Consider the following 18627-nt stretch of genomic DNA (forward strand, 5'->3'; position numbering starts at 1 on the left):
ATGACGGCCCCGACCGTGGCGGATGGTTGTGGATGATGCGTCGTGAACGCATGGCGACAAGGCCACACGAGTGACGATCCAGGGTATCAGAGCCCGCCCGCGCGATTCCAGTCCCCCAGCGCTTCCCCGACACCCGGCGACATCCGGCCCGAGACCCTGCCCGATGGTCAGTGCAAGGGGTCGACGACGCCGCCGACGTAGAGCCAGCGACCGCGTATCCGCGTGAAGCGGCTGACCTCGTGGAGTTCTCCCGAATCCGTGCCGGAACGCCACCGCGCCCGGAACTCGACGGTGCCCTCGGTGTCGTCGGGGCCACCGGCCGCACGAACGACCGTGAGCCCGGTCCATTGCTCGGGGCCGTCCGACTCGAGGTCATCCGGGCGCGTCGCGGGATGCCAGGTGCGCGCAAGGTGGGCACCGTCGTGGACGGCGAACGCGGTGTAGCGCGAACGCATCAGCTGCTCCGCGCTCTGCGCGGCCCGACCGTCGAGAACGGGACCACAGCACGACCCGAACGACCCGCCGCCGCAGGGGCAGGGGGCGGTTGCAGCCGGCCGCCGTCGCAGCGCCGCTTCACCGAACGACATGTGCACCCCGTCTTCGCATTCCTCCAGGCTACGAGACCGCCCTGTGGACAGTTCCCCCGCGCGCCGGGCCGGGCTCGGTACGTTCGGGGCATGTTCGTCCGACGCCGCCATGCCGTTGCCGCTCTCGTCGCCGCCCTCCTGCTGACGAGCGGATGCGGCTCCCCCGCGTCACCGCCCGCCTCGCCGACGACCGCGACGACGCCCTCGCCCGCGGACAGCGATGCCGCCGCTTTCGCCGCCGCCGAGGCGACCTACCGCGCCTACGTCGACGCCCTCAATGCTGTGGACCTCGCTGACCCGTCGACCTTCGAGCCCGTCTACGCCCTCACCACCGGCGAAATACTCGAGTCTGATCGAAAGGCTCTTAGCGCGTATAACTCTTCCGGAGTCACGATAAGCGGGCGGACAGAGGTGCGACAGGTCTTCCCTCACTCTGTTGACGGCAATGTCGCGGAGCTCTACGTCTGCATCGATGTCTCGTCCGTAACTCTCACGAATGCCGACGGCCAGAGCATGGTTCCCCCTGATCGCGACCCAGTACAAGCGATGCTGGTGACGGCTGAAAGGGACACACAGCTCGGCACTGGCGCACGGCTAATCGATGTCGTCGCCACCGCGGAGGGGCCGACGTGCGACTGACGCCCATCGCCGTGATTATCGTGAGTTTGACCGGCACCACCACCCCTCCCGATGAGCCGCCCCGCGGAACCATCGGCAGCTGGTCAGCGAGCGCAAGTCAGACTGAGGTACACATCGGAGCAACTATCAGGCGTCCCGGAACTGCGCGCATCGACTCGGGCAGCGCTCCTCGGACAGACCAGCCAGCCCCGCCGCGGGACTGCGGAGCGCTCAACCGATGCGACGACTTCACGGTGTCGCTCCTGCCGCAGGCGACGCTCGCCGATGTCGCATCCTTCGCTCCGCAGCCCGCCGCGCTCAGCAGTCAGCCGGCTGGCTTCGCGGTCGCCGGGCTTCCCGTGGACTTCGTGATCGCGGCACCGCAGCACAGCGCCACCGGGACCCTCTTCGATCTTCCGGTGACCGTTCGATTCACGCCCGACGACATCGTGATCGCGCCCGGCGACGGGTCGACCCTCAGCGTCGGGAGCACCGCTCGGACCTCCGCGAGCCACGTCTACCGCTCGCGAGGCAGCTACGTCGCGACCGCCACGGTCCGTTACCGGGCGGAGGTCGACTTCGGCCGCGGGTGGCGGCCCGTCCCGGGCCTCCTCGACATCCCGACCGCCGGGTATCCGATCGAGGTGCTGGAGGCGCGCGGGACGCTCGTCGACCGCACGTGCACCGAGCCGCCGTCGGGCCCCGGATGCTGAGCGGCAGGATGCTGCGAGTCCGGCATCCCGTGCCAGGATGATGCGATGAGCGACCGCCTCATGCTGCTCGACAGCGCATCCCTCTACTTCCGCGCGTTCTACGGCGTGCCCGACACCGTCAAGGATTCCGAGGGCCGGCCCGTCAACGCGGCCCGCGGCTTCCTCGACATGATCGCGAAGCTCGTCGCGACCTACGAGCCGACCCACCTGATCGCCTGCTGGGACGACGACTGGCGCCCGCAGTGGCGGGTCGACCTGATCCCGACCTACAAGACGCATCGCGTCGCGGAGACGATCGAGACCGGTCCCGATGTCGAGGTCGTGCCCGACCCGCTCGAGGCGCAGATCCCCACGATCCGCGAGAGCCTCGAGGTTCTCGGCATCCCGATCGTGGGCGCGCCTCACCACGAGGCCGACGACGTCATCGGCACGCTGTCCACGCGGGCGACCATGCCCGTCGACGTCGTCACCGGAGACCGTGACCTCATCCAGCTGGTCGACGACGACCGCGGCATCCGGGTCGTCTACACCGGGCGCGGGATGAGCAACCTCGACGTGCTGACCGGAGAGAGCGTGCTGGCGAAGTACGCCGTGCGCCCCGAACAGTACGCCGACTTCGCGACGATGCGCGGTGACGCCTCCGACGGGCTCCCCGGCGTCGCGGGGGTGGGCGAGAAGACCGCGGCGACCTTGCTGGCCGCTCACGGCGACCTCGCCGGGATCCTGGCAGCGGCCGAGAGGGGCGAGGGCATGACGGCCGGCGTGCGGGCGAAGCTGGCCGCGGCCGCCGACTACCTCGCGGTGGCGCCTCAGGTCGTGCGGGTGGTGCGCGACCTGGACATCGATGCTGTCGACGGCCGCATCCGTTCCACCGATGGCGACGCCGCCGCAGAGGTCGCCGAGCGCCGCGGGCTGGGCGGCTCGCTCGCACGCGCGGCAGCCGCGCTGCGTAGCCGCGCCTGACTCCCCCGCACCGCGGCCTCAGGAGCGGGGTCGGCCGGCCCACTCCCGCAGTCGGTCGAGCGACCATGTCGTGACGATGCGATCGGCGGGGACCCCCAGCCGCTCGGCGCGCTCCGCCCCGTAGTCGATGAGCGACAGCTGGCCCGGTGCGTGCGCATCCGAGTCGATCGAGAAGAGACAGCCTGCGGCGATAGCCTGCTCCATGAGATCGTCCGGTGGATCCTGGCGCTCGGGCCGGGAGTTGATCTCGACGGCCACCCCGTGCTCTGCGCAGGCGGCGAAGACGGGTTCGGGATCGAAGTCCGACTGCGGCCGCGTGCCGCGCTCACCTTCGACGAGTCTGCCGGTCACATGACCGAGCACGTCGACGCGAGCATCGGATGCCGCCGCCACCAGTCGCCGGGTCATCGCGCCACGGGCCATCCGCAGCTTCGAATGCGCCGAGGCGACGACGATATCGAGCCGCCGCAGCAGAGCGTCCTCCTGATCGAGGGAGCCGTCGTCGAGGATGTCGACCTCGATGCCGCTGAGCAGCGTGAACCCGTCGCCGCTCATCCCGGCGACGACGTCGAGCTGGTCGCGCAGGCGTTCCGGCGACAGGCCACGGGCCACGCGCAGGCGCGGCGAGTGATCCGTGAGCGCGAGGTACTCGTGCCCGAGCCCGCGAGCCGCGGCGACCATCTCGGCGATGGGGGTCGAGCCGTCGGACCAGTCGGAGTGGCAGTGCAGATCGCCGCGCAGCCGGCGGCGCAGCTCTCCGGCGACGACGACGCCCCGCCGTTCGCGCAGATCCGCCAGGTAAGCCGGCACGCCGCCCGCCCGCGCCTCGACGATCACCGCGAGGGTCCGTTCGCCGATGCCGGGGCGGCGGCGCAACGCGAAGGTGTCGTCGAGCTGATCATCGGACAGATCCCGAATCGCGTCGGCCGCAGCTCGGAATGCCTTGGACTTGTATTTCGACGAACGCTCGCGCTCGAGCAGCTCGGCGATCTCGGTCAGGGCGTCGATGGGATCCATAGGCATGTCTGGGGCCCGTGCCGAAGCACGGGCCCCACGTCCTCCCCGTTCAGCCGGAGGTGACCGCCGAACGGCGGACGACCACCGGGGCCGAGGCCAGGCGGTGTACCGCGAAGCCGAAGATGATCGACAGGATACCCACGCCCATCGCGAAGGCGGCGACGCCGAACGAGACCACGGAGGTGAACAGCGATGCGCGGAGGAACGAGGCGTTCATCATCGTCGCGCGGACGGGATCATCCTTGTCCAGCTCGGCATAGGTCTTGCCGCCGGAGGCGTCGAGCGCGTGGTGCTGGATGATGTCGGCCTGCACGTAGGCGGTGAACGGTCCGGCGACGGTCTGCCCCTGGAAAGCGGCGGCGTCATCGGGAACCGTGATGTTCTCGGCGCGCAGCTGCCCCGACACGATCGACCAGACGACGACTCCGCCGATGATCAGGACGACTCCGCCGAGCATCCCCAGGATGCCCAGGAGCTTCACGAGACCGGTGCGGCGGACGGGGGCCTCCACCGTATCGGCGGTGGGGGTGGTGTGGGACATCAGTTCCTCCTCGGGTGCGTTGCGCCTCACGCTATTCACCCGGTCTCACGGCACCGCTGGCGTGATGCCGTGAAAAACCGATGTGGTCTGACCTCAGCGCGCCGACGCGGCGATCCACCGCTCGAGGGTCTTCGAGGCATCCCCCGAGTCGATCGCCCGCACCGCCGCCTCGGAAGCCTCGGCGAGCCTCTCGAGAATCGGGCGCTGCACCTGAGCGGCATCCCGCCACAGCCGGTAGGCGACGATTCCGGCCGCCGCGTTCAGAACGACGATGTCGCGCACCGGACCGCTCTCTCCGTCGAGCACGCGGCGGACGATCGCGGCGTTGTGCTGCGGGTCGCCGCCGATCAGGTCCTCGATGCGCGCAAGGGGAAGGCCGAGATCACGCGGATCCAGATCGTGCTCGTGGATGTCGCCGAGGCTGACCTCCCAGATCCGGCTGTGCCCCGTCGTGGTCAGCTCGTCGAGGCCGTCATCGCCGCGGAAGACGAGAGCAGTCGCACCGCGAGTGCGGAAGACGCCCGTGATGAGCGGCACCCGGTCGAGGTGCGCGACACCGACGGCGTTCGCCTCGGCGCGAGCCGGGTTGCAGAGCGGCCCGAGGAAGTTGAAGACGGTGGGGATGCCGAGCTCCGCGCGTGCTGCCCCGGCGTGACGGAAGCCCGGATGGAAGGCCGATGCGAAGGCGAAAGTGATCCCCGCCTCCTCCAGCACCCGCGCGACATGGTCCGGGTCGAGCGACAGGTCGATGCCGAGCGCGCCGAGCACGTCCGACGAACCGGACTTCGAGCTCGCGGCCTTGTTGCCGTGCTTGACGACCGGCACGCCGGTGGCCGCCGCGACGATCGACGCCATCGTCGAGACGTTCACCGTGCCGAACCGGTCGCCTCCGGTCCCGACGATGTCGAGCGCGTCTGTGGGCACCGCCAACGGCAGTGCCGCCTCGAGGATCGCGTCGCGGAACCCCACGATCTCGTCGACCGTCTCGCCCTTCGCTCGCAGTGCCACCAAGAAGCCTCCGAGCTGAGCCTCGGTCGCGCGGCCGCCCATCACCTCGCGCATCGCCCATGTGGCCGCCGACACGCTGAGATCCCGCTTCTCGAGAAGATCGGTCAGGATGTCGCGCCACGCGTGCTGAGCCATGACACACGATCCTATCGGCCAGTTGTCGGGCGACTTTGAGCTGATTCTTAGGCAGCCCTAACCGCGACGCGATCCGATCAGACCTTCAGCGATGCAGAAACCACCCTGCAGATCGGCCATAATGGATGCCGTGACGACCACTCCAGCGACGTATTCCCAGGCCCTGCGCTCGGTCAAGCGGCCGGACCCGGTCGCTGTGGGCACCATCGTGTGGCTCGGCAGCGAGGTGATGTTCTTCGCGGGCCTCTTCGCGATCTACTTCACTCTGCGCAACACCTCTCCCGAGCTGTGGGCCGACCGCACCGAACTGCTGAACATCCCGTTCGCCGCGGTCAACACCCTCATCCTCGTGTTGTCGTCGGTGACGGCACAGATCGGTGTCCACAACGCCGAACACTTCCGCCCCTACCGCTCGGGCTCCATTTGGAACCTCCGCAAGTGGGGAATGGTGGAGTGGTTCTTCCTGACCTTCATCATGGGCGCGATCTTCGTCTCCGGCCAGGTGTGGGAGTACGCCACACTCGTCGCCGAGGGCATGCCCATCCAGGCCGACTCCTACGCGTCAGCCTTCTACATCACCACCGGCTTCCACGCCCTCCACGTCACCGGTGGTCTCGTGGCGTTCCTCCTCGTCATCGGGCGCGCCTTCGCCGTCAAGAACTTCGGCCGGAAAGAGATGACGTCCGCCATCGTCGTGTCGTACTACTGGCACTTCGTCGACGTGGTGTGGCTCGTCCTGTTCGCCGTCATCTACTTCCTGAAGTAACCCGGAGCTGATTCACCCATGGCATCCAAGAACCCGCGCCGCAACGGCGGACGTCGCAGCAAGTGGGCTGCCGCCGCGCTGATCGGCATCGGACTGCTCGTCACCGGCGGAGGCTACGCCGGCGCCACCGCCGCGATGGCTGCGGGAGACACGACGCAGACGGCATCCACGCTCACGGTCGAGGACGGCAAGAAGCTGTTCCAGGCCAACTGCGCCACCTGCCACGGCCTCGACCTGCAGGGCACGAACGACGGCCCCTCGCTCTACGGCGTGGGCGAGCTGTCGGTCGAGTTCCAGGTCGCCACCGGCCGCATGCCGCTTCAGATGCAGGGCCCCCAGGCTCCGCAGAAGCCCGTGCAGTTCACGCAGGAGCAGATCGAGGCGATGGCTGCCTGGGTGCAGTCCGAGGCCCCCGGCCCGACCTACCCCGACTCCGAGGTGCTCGACGCGGAGGGCGACGTCTCCCACGGCGCAGAGCTCTTCCGCATCAACTGCGCGATGTGCCACAACGTCGCCGGTGCCGGCGGTGCGCTCACGGAGGGCAAGTACGCCCCGCCGCTGACGACCACGTCGCCGCTGCACATGTACGCCGCCATGGTTACGGGCCCGCAGAACATGCCCGTCTTCAACGACATGACCCTCACCACCGAGGAGAAGCGCGACATCATCAGCTACCTGATGATGCGCCCGACCGAGAACTCGCCCGGCGGCTTCTCGCTCGGTTCGCTCGGCCCCGTCTCGGAGGGTCTGTTCATCTGGATCTTCGGCATCGGCTCGCTCGTCGCCATCTCGGTGTGGATCACCGCGAAGTCGAACTGAGAACCGTGACGATCGAAGCAACGCACAAGGAGCAAAATGGCTGACGAGAAGGCGCCCGAGCAGGTTCCTGCTTCCCCGGTGCCCTCATCGGGGCTCGCCGTAGCGGTGTCCGACCCGGTGCACAACCCCGGGCTCGCACCTCACCGCAAGCGCATGACCGACAAGGACCCCGCCGCCATGACGCGCGCGGTCCGCACCGTGTACACCCTGTTCTACCTGTCCGCCGCGGCGAGCATCTGGGCCATCGCGGCGTACCTGCTCTTCCCGATCGAGAGCGGGCTGATCAGCGACATCCGCCGGAACAACCTGTTCATCGGTCTCGGCATCGCCACGGCTCTCCTCGCCATCGGCATCGGCGCGATCCACTGGTCGAAGGCCGTGATGAACGACACCGAGTTCATCGAGGAGCGCCACTCGACGCGCGGCAGCGAGAAGACCCGTGCCGCAGCGGTGCAGGTGTTCGCCGACGCGAACAACGAGTCCGGCTTCGGCCGCCGCACGATGGTGCGCAACTCGCTCTTCGTCGCACTCGCGGCATCCGTTCTGCCCGGCATCACGCTGTTCCGCGGCCTCGCGCCTCACAGCTCGCCCGAGCACCCGCACGCGGGTGACCCGGTCCACCTGCTCAAGCACACGATGTGGGAAGAGGGCATGCGCCTGGCGCACGACCCGACCGGCAAGCCGATCCGCGCCGCAGACCTCACCCTCGGCTCCGCCGTGCACGTCATTCCCGAGTCCCTCGCGACGCTCGCGCACCACGACGGCTACCTCGAGGAGAAGGCCAAGGCCATCGTCCTCCTCATGCGTCTGCTCCCCGAGCAGCTGAACGAGGCGGATGACCGCAAGGACTGGTCGTACGACGGCATCGTCGCGTACTCCAAGGTGTGCACGCACGTCGGATGCCCCGTCGCCCTCTACGAGCAGCAGACCCACCACCTGCTGTGCCCGTGCCACCAGTCGCAGTTCGACGTCACCAACGCGGCCGCCGTCATCTTCGGCCCCGCAGCACGTCCGCTGCCCCAGCTCCCGATCACCGTCGACGACGAGGGCTACCTGATCGCACGCAGCGACTTCACCGAACCCGTCGGCCCGAGCTTCTGGGAGCGTCATTGAGCACCTCCACCCACCCCACGGAGAACGTCACGACCGCGCCCGCGGTTCACGCTGACGGCCCTGCGCGTCCCTCGGACAAGCCGCTCGGCGGCAAGTTCGTCGGCGGCGTCGCGAACTACCTCGACGAGCGCACGAGCATCTCGGGCCTCGTCAAGGAGCTGGGCCGGAAGATCTTCCCCGACCATTGGTCGTTCATGCTCGGCGAGATCGCGCTGTGGTCGTTCGTCGTCGTCCTGCTCTCGGGAACGTTCCTGACGTTCTTCTTCGAGGCGTCGATGGCGGAGACGCACTACTACGGCGCCTACGCACCGATGCGCGGCCTCGAGATGTCGGCGGCCATGGCCTCGACCCTCGAGATCTCGTTCGACATCCGCGGCGGCCTCCTCGTGCGTCAGCTGCACCACTGGGCGGCGCTCGTGTTCGTCGCCGGTATCGGCGTGCACATGCTGCGCGTCTTCTTCACCGGCGCCTTCCGCAAGCCGCGTGAGCTCAACTGGGTCATCGGGTTCATCCTCTTCATCCTCGCGATGGCGGAGGGCTTCACCGGATACTCGCTCCCCGATGACGTTCTGTCGGGCAACGGTCTGCGCATCATCGACGGCATGATCAAGGGCATCCCGCTGATCGGCACCTGGACCTCGTTCCTGCTGTTCGGCGGCGAGTTCCCGGGCACCGAGATCGTGGGACGCCTCTACGCCCTGCACATCCTGCTGCTGCCGGCGATCCTGGTCGCGCTCCTCGCCCTGCACCTGATGCTCATGATCGTGAACAAGCACACGCAGTTCGCCGGGCCGGCCCGGACGAACAACAACGTCGTCGGCTACCCGATGATGCCGGTCTACATGTCGAAGATGGGTGGCTTCTTCTTCATCACCTTCGGCGTGCTGGTGCTCATCGCGGCCCTCTTCACGATCAACCCGATCTGGAACTACGGCCCGTACGACCCCTCCCCCGTGTCGGCCGGTACGCAGCCCGACTGGTACATCGGCTTCGCCGACGGCGCGCTACGCCTCGTTCCGCCGCACTGGGAGTTCGTCCTGTTCGACCGCACCTGGTCGTTCAACATCCTGGTTCCGCTGGTCGGACTCGGTCTGTTCATCGTCATCGTCATGCTCTACCCCTTCATCGAGGCGTGGGTCACCGGCGACAAGCGTGAGCACCACATCGCCGAGCGTCCTCGCAACGCGGCCACCCGCACCGCGATCGGTGCGGCCGGTGTGACCTTCTACGCCGTCCTGTGGGCTGCTGCCTCGTCCGACATCATCGCGACGCACTTCCACCTGACGATGGAGGGCGTGATCCACACCCTGCAGGCGTTGCTGATCCTCGGGCCGATCATCGCCTACTTCGTCACGAAGCGCATCTGCATCGCGCTCCAGAAGAAGGACCGCGAGATCGCTCTGCACGGTTACGAGTCGGGTCGCATCGTGCGCCTGCCCGGTGGCGAGTACATCGAGGTGCACCAGCCTGTCGACGAGTACGAGCTCGTCAAGCTGGTCGACTACACCACGAACGCTCCCCTGGTGGTTCGTCCGAACGACAAGGGCCAGATCCCGTGGCACGAGAACCTGCGTGCCGGGCTCTCACGCTGGTTCTTCGAGGACCGCCTCGCACCGCTCACTCAGGCCGAGATCGAGGCCGCGCGAGCACACGCTCACCACGACCTCGAGCACATCGCCGAGGAGGAGGACGCCGAGATCCAGGGCGCCCACGAGCGCGCCGGCGTCCCGGACGCTCCGCACCAGCCGATCGATGAAGGCAAGGGCGTCGAGACGGCCAACCGTCCCTCGAACATCATCGTCCCCGACGAGGATGCCGACGGCGGAGAGTCGCCCAAGAAGAGCTGACGCCGGACCTGTCCGGATTACGGCGGGGTGTGACCGATCGGTCACACCCCGCCGTTCTTCTGTCTGCGTAGCGTGTTCACCATGACAGACGCACTCTCCTACTTCACGGCCAAGCTCGAGCATGAGACGGATGCTTCCGACGTCTACGACGCGCAACGCAGCGGTGATCGCTTCGTCTTCGTCGACGTCCGTAGCGACGAGGCGTGGGCCCAGGGGCACGCTGTCGGCGCCGTGCACCTTCCCCACCGCGAGATCGCCGCACGCGCGGCCGACGAGATCGACCGGGACCTCGATGTGGTCGTCTACTGCTGGAGCCCTGGCTGCAACGGTGGCACCCGCGCCGCTATCGAGTTCGCCAAGCTCGGCTACCGCGTACGGGAGATGATCGGCGGCTTCGAGTACTGGGCGCGGGAGGGCTACCCAGTGGCGAACGCCCACGGCCCCCTCCCCCGCACCTATGACCCCCTGGTCGCCCTCGTGCGCTCCTGAGACGACATCTGCCGCACCGACCCGGCCTCGCCCGAGCTGTCCACCGCCTCGCGCCCCGGGTCGGCGCACGCAGCGCCCTCAACGCCGCGTCGCCCAACGCCGAATGGATGCGGGTGCGCGGTGCCGCGATGCAATGGATCAAGCGCGACACGCCGGGGCGGCCGTGCCCGATCCGGGGTGTCTGTTCCGTTCCATTGCATCGCGGCGCGCGCGTGTCCGCAGGACCTGCAGCGCGACGTTCCCGTCGTGGCACGGGGTCGTCCCCGTCCTGGCACAGGGTCGCTGATAGGGCACCCGGTCGCGGCCGCGGCGGCACCCAGAGTGCCACGCCCGGATCCCGCCGGTCGTGCGACGGTTCTCGATGCAAGAGATCAGCGGCGACGCGCCGAGCCCTGGCGCTCCGATGCGGCGTGTCGCTGCGGCCGCCTTGCATTCCGGCGCGGCCAAGAGCTGGGGCGCTCGCTACTCGGGTCGGGAATAGCGTGCTCGGCAGACACGGGCGGCCGAGCACCAGCCTGGGCGCCGGCAGTGACCGAACCGCCTCATGCTGCCCGCGCAGAGGCGACAGGCATGGCGCAGCGGCGACGCGCGCGTCACACGCCCCTCGGCCGACGCTTCGGGGGCCCCGGGGCGCGCCACCGTGCACGATGACAAGCGCGCCCCACACGAGGGGGCGGCGCGGACAGCGGCGCACTCTATCCGCGGGCACCAACCGTGGGCGCACGACGGATGCCGGCAACACGGCGTGAACGACGACGGCCACCGCACCGGAGTGCGATGGCCGTCGTGAGGCTCGGGATCAGCGCGCGAAGTAGCCGCGGTAGTACTCGTACACCCATCCGACGATGGCGACGATGAAGATCGCGAAACCGATCGGCAGAAGGAACTGGCCGACCGCGAGTCCGATGATGAACACCGACGCCGCGAACGCCAGCACGAGCGGCCACCAGGACCACGGGCTGAACTCGCCGACCTCGGGGTCACCGTCGTCGATGTCAGCGGTGAGGGAGTCCTCGGGCAGCACGCCACCCTGCGCCTTGTGCACGCGCGAGACGTAGAACGCGATCATCGCGCCCATGAAGCCGGTGAACAGGAGGGCGGTCGAGCCGACCCACTCGATACGGTGCCACCAGACACCCTGATCAGTGTGAGCGACGAGGTTCCACACGGTGTACGTGATGAACACCGCGAAGAAGAACCACGTGAGCACCCACCACAGGTTGATGTTGGTCTTCACGGCTTACTTCACCTCTCCATCGGCGACATCCACAACCGGTGCGTCGGGGGCGTCCTTCGCGGGACCCACGCCGACCGGGATGGCGGCCTCGGGGTGGTTCAGGTCGAACGCCGGACGCTCGCTGCGGATGCGCGGGATCGACGTGAAGTTGTGACGCGGCGGCGGGCAGCTCGTGGCCCACTCGAGCGACGCTCCATAGCCCCAGGGGTCGTTGACCGTGACCTTGGGAGCGGTGCGGGACGTGATCCAGACGTTCAGGAAGAACGGGATCATCGACGCGCCGAGGATGATGGCACCGATCGTCGAGACCTGGTTCTGCCAGGTCCAGCCGTCCGCAGCCGAGTAGTCGGCATAGCGACGCACCATGCCGTCGACGCCCAGCCAGTGCTGGATGAGGAAGGTCATGTGGAAGCCGATGAACAGCATCCAGAAGTGCACCATGCCGAGGCGCTCGTTGAGCATCCGTCCGGTCCACTTCGGCCACCAGAAGTAGAAGCCCGCGAACATCGCGAACACGACCGTGCCGAACACGACGTAGTGGAAGTGAGCCACCACGAAGTACGAGTCGGACAGGTGGAAGTCGAGCGGCGGCGACGCGAGGATCACACCGGTGAGACCACCGAAGACGAACGACACGAGGAAGCCGAGGGTGAACACCATGGGCGTCTCGAACGTGACGGAGCCACGCCACATCGTGCCGATCCAGTTGAAGATCTTCACGCCCGTCGGAACCGCGATGAGCATCGTCATCAGCGCGAAGAAGGGCAGGAGCACAGCGCCCGTGACGTACATGTGGTGCGCCCAGACGGCCACCGACAGCGCCGCGATCGCGATGGTCGCGTAGATCAGCGTCTTGTACCCGAAGATCGGCTTGCGGCTGAACACCGGGAGGATCTCCGAGACGATGCCGAAGAACGGCAGCGCGATGATGTACACCTCGGGGTGGCCGAAGAACCAGAACAGGTGCTGCCAGAGCAGGACGCCGCCGTTGGCCGGGTCGTAGATGTGCGAGCCGAGGACGCGGTCGGATGCCGCTGCGAAGATCGCCGCCGCCAGCACCGGGAACGCCATGAGGATCAGGATGCTCGTGACGAGCGTGTTCCACGAGAAGATCGACATCCGCCACATCGTGAGGCCGGGCGCGCGCATCGTGATGATCGTGGTGATGAAGTTCACGGCGCCGAGAATGGTTCCGAAACCGCTCATGCCGAGGCCGAGCATCCAGAGGTTTCCGCCGGCACCCGGTGAGAACGTCGCGTTGGCCAACGGCTGATACGCGAACCAGCCGAACGAGGCGGCACCCTGCGGGGTGAGGAAGCCCGAGATCGCGATGATCGATCCGAACAGGAACAGCCAGAAGGCGAACGCGTTCAGACGCGGGAAGGCGACGTCGGGAGCACCGAGCTGCAGCGGCAGGATCGCGTTGGCGAAGCCGGCGAACAGCGGCGTCGCGAACATCAGCAGCATGATCGTGCCGTGCATCGTGAAGAGCTGGTTGTACTGCTCCTTCGTCGGCACGATCTGCATGCCGGGCTCGAAGAGCTCAGCACGGATGATGAGCGCCATCACGCCGCCGAGGAGGAAGAACATCACCGAGGCGATGAGGTACATGTACCCGATCGTCTTGTGGTCGGTGGAGGTGATCCACTTGACGATGATGTTGCCCTTCTGCTCGACGCGAGATGCGCTGAGCAGTGCCGCCTGGCGCGGCGGCAGGGTCGTGGGGCGGCCTGCGGGCTGGTCGCCCTGGAGCGGAAGTGTCGTGGCCATCAGTGGCTTCCCTCGCCGGAGTCGTCGGTGACCGCGCCCGTTCCCGGAGCGTTCTGGAGGCGGTCGTATGCCTTGTTGATGTCACCGGTCTGGCCGCTGACGCGCAGCGACTCGAGGTAGTCCTCGTACTCCTGCTCGGAGACGACCTTGACGTTGAACAACATCATCGAGTGGTACTCACCGCACAGCTCGGCACACTTGCCGGCGTACGTTCCCTCGCGGGTGGGGACGAAGGACCACGAGTTGGTGTCGCGGTGCGGGTACATGTCCTTCTTGTAGAGGAAGTCGATGACCCAGAACGAGTGGATGACGTCGCGCGACTGGAGGTTGATCTTGACCTCCTTGTTCACCGGCAGCACGAGCGTCGGCAGCGCTGCCTGGTCGACGTTGCCCTCGGCGTCGGGCTGCGCCTGCACGCCCATCGTCCAGACGGCGTCGGCGTTGTCGGACTCGTCGCCGTTGTACTGGAAGTCCCACGCCCACTGCTTGCCGATCGCGGTGATCGATACGTCGGGGTCGTCGTACTGCGTCTCGAGGATCGACTGATCGCGCGCCGTGAAGGCGAAGAAGCCGATGACGAGGATCAGCGGGACGATCGTGTAGAAGATCTCGATCGGCATGTTGTAGCGCAGCTGGACCGGCAGGCCCGTCTGGCCACGACGGCGGCGGTACGCGATCGCGGCGAAGGCCATGAGGCCCCATGTCAGAACGCCGACGGCGAGGAGGACGATCCAGGAGTTCACCCAGAGCCCCGACACCATCTCGGTGCGGTTGGTCGCCTGCGTACCGTCGTCGGTGAAGCCGGGAAGGTAGCCGTTCAGCTCCGTCGGTGTACAAGCTGCGAGGGAGACTGCCGTGACGATCCCGAGCGGGATCACGGCCCAGCGGAGGCGGCGTTTGAAGCGCACAGTGCACCTTTCCGGGACGAATGGTTCGACCTTCAGTCTAGGGCAAGCTTTCACCCTATTCAGGCCATCCATTCAGGATGTCGGAGACGAGGGTTGTCGCGGACGGGGCTCAGTGGAAGCTGTCGCCGCACGCGCACGAGCCCGCCGCGTTGGGGTTGTCGATGGTGAAGCCCTGCTCCGAGATCGTGTCCTTGAAGTCGATCGTGGCGCCGTCGAGGTAGGGCACCGACATGTCGTCGACGATGACCTCGACGCCGTCGAAGTCGACGGCCTTGTCGCCGTCGAGGAAACGCTCGTCGAAGTAGAGCTGGTAGATCAGTCCGCTGCATCCGCCGGGCTGGACGGCGACGCGCAGTCGCAGATCGTCGCGGTTCTCCTGCGAGAGCAGGCTCTTCACCTTGAGCGCCGCCTCATCGGTCAGCGAGACGCCGTGGGCACGGACGGTGTCGGACGTGGCGATGTCGGTCATGATTCTCCCGAGGTCTCGGGCCGCATGACATGCGGCCGGTGCCACGATTCTACGCGCGAGCACCGGCCGCGGGTCGGTCCGAGACGACCTCGTGATCGTCAGTGCGAAGCGGCGTCCAACCGCTCGAGGAGCAGCGCCTCCGAGACGAGGGCATGCCGGAAGGTGTCGAGGTGGAGCGATTCGTTCGGGCTGTGTGCGCGCGCGTGCGGGTCCTCGACCCCGGTCACGAGGATCTGCGCCGCCGGGAACTCGCGCACGAGGTCGGCGATGAAGGGGATCGATCCGCCGACGCCGATGTCCACCGGCTCGACGCCGTACCCCTCCGCGAGGGCTCGCCGCGCGTGCGCGACGGCGTCGCCCGTGGTGTCGACGAGGAAGGGGTTGCCGGTCTCGACGTCTCGGAAGGTCAGTTCCGCGCCGAACGGCGCGTGCGCGCGGAGGTGCGCCTCGATGGCCCGGTACGCGTCCTCGGCGGACTGTCCCGGCGCCACACGCGCGGAGAGGACGACCGAGACCTCGGGGCTGAGCGTGTTCGACGCGTTGCGGACGCTCGGGGCGTCGATCCCGGTCACGGTGATGGAGGGCTTGTTCCAGATGCGCGAGAGGATCGTCCCCGATCCGATCGGCGAGACGCCCGACGGGAGACCGGCCTCGGAACGGAGCGTCTCCTCGGAGTACTCCGGCGTCTCCGCGTCGCGCGCGGTCAACCCCTCGACGGCGACGCCGCCCTCGTCGTCCCAGAGCGTCGCGAGCAGCTTCACGGTCGCCAGCATGGCGTCCGGGACCGCTCCCCCGAACATGCCCGAGTGCGAGGCGTGCTCGAGCGTGCGGACCGTCATGGTGAAGCGGGCGTTTCCGCGCAGCGACACGGTGAGCGCGGGCGTCTTCGCATCCCAGTTGCCCGAGTCGGCCACGACGATCACGTCAGCGCGCAGCGCGTCGGCGTTCTCGGACAGGAACGCGGCGAAGGATGCCGAGCCGGCCTCCTCTTCGCCTTCGATGAAGAGGTTCACGCCGAGATCGAAGTCCGGTCCGGCTGCCTCCACGAGCGCTCGCAGGGCACCGATGTGCGCCATGACCCCGGCCTTGTCGTCGGCGGCGCCGCGGCCGTAGAGACGGCCGTCTCGGACGGTGGGCTCGAAGGGAGCGGACTCCCAGAGGTCCTCGTCGCCGACCGGCTGAACGTCGTGGTGCGCGTAGAGCAGGATCGTCGGCCGACCGTTTCGGGCGGGCCGGGTCGCCAGCACTGCCGGCATCCCCTCCTCGCCCGTCTCCGGCACCGTCGCGGTCGCGACCTCGACGCGATCGAAGATGCCGAGCCCGCGTGCCAGCTCGGCGACCGCTTCGGCGCTGCGCTCGACCTCGGCCCGGTCGAATCCGGGGAAGGCGACCGACGGGATCCGCACGAGGGCGCCGAGATCGGCGAGGGCGGCGGGAACGGCGGACAGGGCGGCGTCGCGCACAGCGGCGGACCGAGGAGATTCGGAGGTCATGCGGGTAATCTTAAGAGGCACGTTCGTCGCAGAACCCGAGGATCCCCGTGGCCAAAACTCCCGCTGCCCCCGCTCCGGACGACGCCGACCAGGCGTCGACGGGCACCGGCAAGAACCGTCCCACCCCCAGCCGCGCCGCCCAGGAGGCGGCTCGCAAGCGCCCGCTGGTGCCCGACACCAAGGAGGCGAAGGCGCGTGCCCGCGCCGAGCTCGCCGAGCGCCGGGACAAGGCGCGGATCGGCATGGCAAACGGCGACGAGCGCTACCTGCCGATGCGCGACAAGGGTCCGCAGCGGCGGTTCGTCCGCGACTACATCGACGCCGGCTGGCACCTCGGAGAGCTCGTGATGGGCGCGATGGTGCTCGTCATCATCGTCACTTTCCTCGGCTCGAACGCGGTGACCTTCTACGCCTTCATCGCGCTGTGGGCGTTCATCCTGCTCGTCATCGGAGACATGGTGATCACCAGCATCCGGGTGAAGAAGGCCGCCCGCGCGAAGTTCGGCGCCGAGCGGATGGAGAAGGGGCTCGGCTGGTACGGCGCGATGCGCTCGATCCAGATGCGCTTCATGCGGCTCCCGAAGCCTCAGGTCAAGCGCGGTCAGCGCCCCGCCTGAGCTGCACGAGCCCGCGATTGATCTGCCGCGCCCACAGCGGGCCGCGGTAGATGAACGCGGTGTACCCCTGCACCAGGTCGGCACCCGCCGCCAGCCGTTCCTGGACGTCAGCAGCGGTCTCGACTCCCCCGGCTGCGATGACGCAGAAGTCCCGGGGCACCGCCGAACGCACCAGACGCAGGACTTCGAGCGCGCGGCGGCGGAGCGGTGCCCCCGACAGCCCGCCGGCGCCGATCCGCTCGATCGTCGCCTCGTCCGTGAGGAGTCCGTCGCGCGAGATCGTCGTGTTCGTGGCGATGAGACCGGCCAGTCCGGCATCCACAGCCATCTCGGCGATGGCGGTCACCTCGTCATCGGCCAGGTCGGGCGCGATCTTCACCAGCAGCGGCGTCGCTCCCGCCGCGTCGCGCACGGCCTCGAGCAGGGGACGCAGCGTCTCGACCGCCTGCAGCCCGCGCAGACCGGGAGTGTTGGGTGACGAGACGTTGACCACGAGGTAATCGGCCTCGGGCGCGATGAGACGTGTGCTCTCGACGTAGTCGGCGGTCGCGTTCTCGACGTCGACGACACGGCTCTTGCCGATGTTCGCGCCCACCACCGCGTGAGTGCTCCCGCGCCGGAGACGCCGAAGGCGGGATGCCGCCGCGCCCGCGCCCCGGTTGTTGAAGCCCATCCGGTTGATGAGCGCGCGGTCCTGAACCAGTCGGAACAGGCGTGGGCGGGGGTTGCCGTCCTGCGGCTTCGCCGTGACCGTGCCGACTTCGACGTGGCCGAACCCGAGCGCTCCGAGGCCGCGCACCATGACCGCGTCCTTGTCGAATCCGGCTGCGACGCCGAACGGCGAGTCGAAGACGAGACCGAGGGCCTCGGTGCGGAGCGACGGGTCGGGGCGGGTGAGCGCCCGGGCGACGATCGAGAACGGCGGGATGCCCAGCAGACGGATGACCGGGACCACGAGGTGATGCGCGGTCTCGGGCTCCATGCGCGAGAAGACGGTGCGGAAGATGAACGGATACATCGCCGTCCAGCCTAGAGCGAGGCCGAGCCCTCCGATGTCCGCGCGGCGACGTGATCGGCGCGCAGCTGTTCGATCGCGGCCTCGAAGTCCTCGAGGGTGTCGAACGCCTGGTAGACGCTCGCGAACCGCAGGTAGGCGATCTCGTCGAGGTTGCGGAGCGGCCCGAGGATGGCGAGGCCGATCTCGTTCGTGTCGATCTGCGACGAACCGGTCTGACGCACGGCCTCTTCGACCGCCTGTGCGAGCACGGCGAGGTCGGCCTCGGTGACCGGTCTGCCCTGGCAGGCCTTGCGTACGCCGGACATCACCTTCTCGCGGCTGAACGGCTCGATGACGCCCGACCGCTTGATGACGTTCAGGCTCGCCGTCTCGATCGTCGAGAAACGGCCGCCGCACTTCGGGCACTGACGCCGGCGGCGGATGCTGAGACCGTCATCGCTCGTGCGCGAGTCGATGACACGGGAATCGGGATTGCGGCAGAAAGGGCAATGCATGACGA

The 18627-nt window shown here is 68.1% G+C and carries 20 protein-coding genes; 9 read left to right on the plus strand and 11 right to left on the minus strand.

Annotation, left to right across the window (positions count from 1 at the left end; genetic code table 11):
- Positions 1 to 167: 167 nt before the first annotated feature.
- Positions 168 to 698 carry a YchJ family protein gene (locus CI089_RS12750; RefSeq protein ID WP_306426975.1) on the minus strand — a complete coding sequence of 177 codons (531 nt, stop codon included), beginning with the start codon at positions 696 to 698 and terminating at the stop codon, positions 168 to 170.
- Here CI089_RS12750 and CI089_RS12755 point away from each other — a divergent pair.
- The 3 genes from CI089_RS12755 to CI089_RS12765 all read left to right on the plus strand — a co-directional run bounded on the left by CI089_RS12755 (position 678) and on the right by CI089_RS12765 (position 2881).
- On the plus strand, positions 678 to 1226 hold the full coding sequence (locus CI089_RS12755) for a hypothetical protein (protein ID WP_094261874.1): 549 nt from the start codon (positions 678 to 680) through the stop codon (positions 1224 to 1226). The two genes, CI089_RS12750 and CI089_RS12755, sit on opposite strands and share 21 nt — an antisense overlap.
- 233 nt (positions 1227 to 1459) lie before the next feature.
- Positions 1460 to 1918, plus strand: coding sequence for a hypothetical protein (locus tag CI089_RS12760; RefSeq protein WP_094261875.1), 459 nt, complete (start codon positions 1460 to 1462; stop codon positions 1916 to 1918).
- Between the two features lie 45 nt (positions 1919 to 1963).
- Complete coding sequence (locus CI089_RS12765) at positions 1964 to 2881, plus strand: 5'-3' exonuclease (protein ID WP_094261876.1); 918 nt, start codon at positions 1964 to 1966, stop codon at positions 2879 to 2881.
- 18 nt (positions 2882 to 2899) lie between these two features.
- Here CI089_RS12765 and CI089_RS12770 read toward each other — a convergent pair whose 3' ends face one another.
- From CI089_RS12770 to trpD, 3 genes are all read right to left on the minus strand, one after another.
- Complete coding sequence (locus CI089_RS12770) at positions 2900 to 3898, minus strand: PHP domain-containing protein (RefSeq protein ID WP_179223326.1); 999 nt, start codon at positions 3896 to 3898, stop codon at positions 2900 to 2902.
- 49 nt (positions 3899 to 3947) lie between these two features.
- A complete protein-coding gene (locus tag CI089_RS12775; protein WP_094261878.1) occupies positions 3948 to 4439 on the minus strand; it encodes an aromatic ring-opening dioxygenase LigA in 492 nt (163 codons plus the stop codon).
- A 93-nt stretch (positions 4440 to 4532) separates the two neighbouring features.
- Positions 4533 to 5582: an anthranilate phosphoribosyltransferase gene (gene trpD / locus CI089_RS12780; protein WP_094261879.1), complete on the minus strand. Its 1050-nt coding sequence runs from the start codon at positions 5580 to 5582 to the stop codon at positions 4533 to 4535.
- 121 nt (positions 5583 to 5703) lie between these two features.
- Between trpD and ctaE the strand changes: the two genes are divergently transcribed.
- From ctaE to CI089_RS12805, 5 genes are all read left to right on the plus strand, one after another.
- A complete protein-coding gene (gene ctaE / locus CI089_RS12785; RefSeq protein WP_094261880.1) occupies positions 5704 to 6348 on the plus strand; it encodes an aa3-type cytochrome oxidase subunit III in 645 nt (214 codons plus the stop codon).
- Between the two features lie 18 nt (positions 6349 to 6366).
- Positions 6367 to 7167: a cytochrome bc1 complex diheme cytochrome c subunit gene (gene qcrC / locus CI089_RS12790; RefSeq protein WP_094261881.1), complete on the plus strand. Its 801-nt coding sequence runs from the start codon at positions 6367 to 6369 to the stop codon at positions 7165 to 7167.
- A gap of 36 nt (positions 7168 to 7203) precedes the next feature.
- A complete protein-coding gene (gene qcrA / locus CI089_RS12795; RefSeq protein WP_023951508.1) occupies positions 7204 to 8280 on the plus strand; it encodes a cytochrome bc1 complex Rieske iron-sulfur subunit in 1077 nt (358 codons plus the stop codon).
- Positions 8277 to 10127: a cytochrome bc1 complex cytochrome b subunit gene (qcrB, locus tag CI089_RS12800; RefSeq protein ID WP_094261882.1), complete on the plus strand. Its 1851-nt coding sequence runs from the start codon at positions 8277 to 8279 to the stop codon at positions 10125 to 10127. The genes qcrA and qcrB overlap by 4 nt, the downstream gene beginning before the upstream one ends.
- A gap of 81 nt (positions 10128 to 10208) precedes the next feature.
- The gene (locus CI089_RS12805) at positions 10209 to 10616 is read left to right on the plus strand and encodes a rhodanese-like domain-containing protein (protein ID WP_094262490.1); all 408 of its coding nucleotides are present in this window, start codon (positions 10209 to 10211) and stop codon (positions 10614 to 10616) included.
- 799 nt (positions 10617 to 11415) lie between these two features.
- Here the strand turns inward: CI089_RS12805 and CI089_RS12810 are convergent.
- The 5 genes from CI089_RS12810 to CI089_RS12830 all read right to left on the minus strand — a co-directional run bounded on the left by CI089_RS12810 (position 11416) and on the right by CI089_RS12830 (position 16493).
- A complete protein-coding gene (locus tag CI089_RS12810) occupies positions 11416 to 11853 on the minus strand; it encodes a cytochrome c oxidase subunit 4 (protein WP_023951514.1) in 438 nt (145 codons plus the stop codon).
- Between the two features lie 3 nt (positions 11854 to 11856).
- Entirely contained in the window at positions 11857 to 13623 is a 1767-nt protein-coding gene (ctaD, locus tag CI089_RS12815) for an aa3-type cytochrome oxidase subunit I (protein ID WP_094261883.1), read from the minus strand.
- The gene (ctaC, locus tag CI089_RS12820; RefSeq protein WP_094261884.1) at positions 13623 to 14531 is read right to left on the minus strand and encodes an aa3-type cytochrome oxidase subunit II; all 909 of its coding nucleotides are present in this window, start codon (positions 14529 to 14531) and stop codon (positions 13623 to 13625) included. Before ctaC ends, ctaD begins: the two co-directional genes overlap by 1 nt.
- 109 nt (positions 14532 to 14640) lie before the next feature.
- On the minus strand, positions 14641 to 15000 hold the full coding sequence (gene erpA, locus CI089_RS12825) for an iron-sulfur cluster insertion protein ErpA (protein WP_023951519.1): 360 nt from the start codon (positions 14998 to 15000) through the stop codon (positions 14641 to 14643).
- Positions 15001 to 15098: 98 nt separating this feature from the next.
- Positions 15099 to 16493, minus strand: a complete 1395-nt coding sequence (locus CI089_RS12830) for a dipeptidase (RefSeq protein ID WP_094261885.1) — start codon at positions 16491 to 16493, stop codon at positions 15099 to 15101.
- Positions 16494 to 16540: 47 nt separating this feature from the next.
- Here CI089_RS12830 and CI089_RS12835 point away from each other — a divergent pair, with 47 nt between their 5' ends.
- Entirely contained in the window at positions 16541 to 17110 is a 570-nt protein-coding gene (locus CI089_RS12835; RefSeq protein WP_094261886.1) for a DUF3043 domain-containing protein, read from the plus strand.
- Here CI089_RS12835 and CI089_RS12840 read toward each other — a convergent pair.
- Both CI089_RS12840 and nrdR read right to left on the minus strand, forming a co-directional pair.
- Positions 17085 to 18128, minus strand: coding sequence for a quinone-dependent dihydroorotate dehydrogenase (locus CI089_RS12840; protein WP_094261887.1), 1044 nt, complete (start codon positions 18126 to 18128; stop codon positions 17085 to 17087). The two genes, CI089_RS12835 and CI089_RS12840, sit on opposite strands and share 26 nt — an antisense overlap.
- A gap of 11 nt (positions 18129 to 18139) precedes the next feature.
- A complete protein-coding gene (gene nrdR / locus CI089_RS12845) occupies positions 18140 to 18622 on the minus strand; it encodes a transcriptional regulator NrdR (RefSeq protein ID WP_094261888.1) in 483 nt (160 codons plus the stop codon).
- Positions 18623 to 18627: the final 5 nt, after the last annotated feature.

This window comes from Microbacterium sp. Yaish 1 (assembly GCF_002245215.1).
GTDB lineage: Bacteria > Actinomycetota > Actinomycetes > Actinomycetales > Microbacteriaceae > Microbacterium.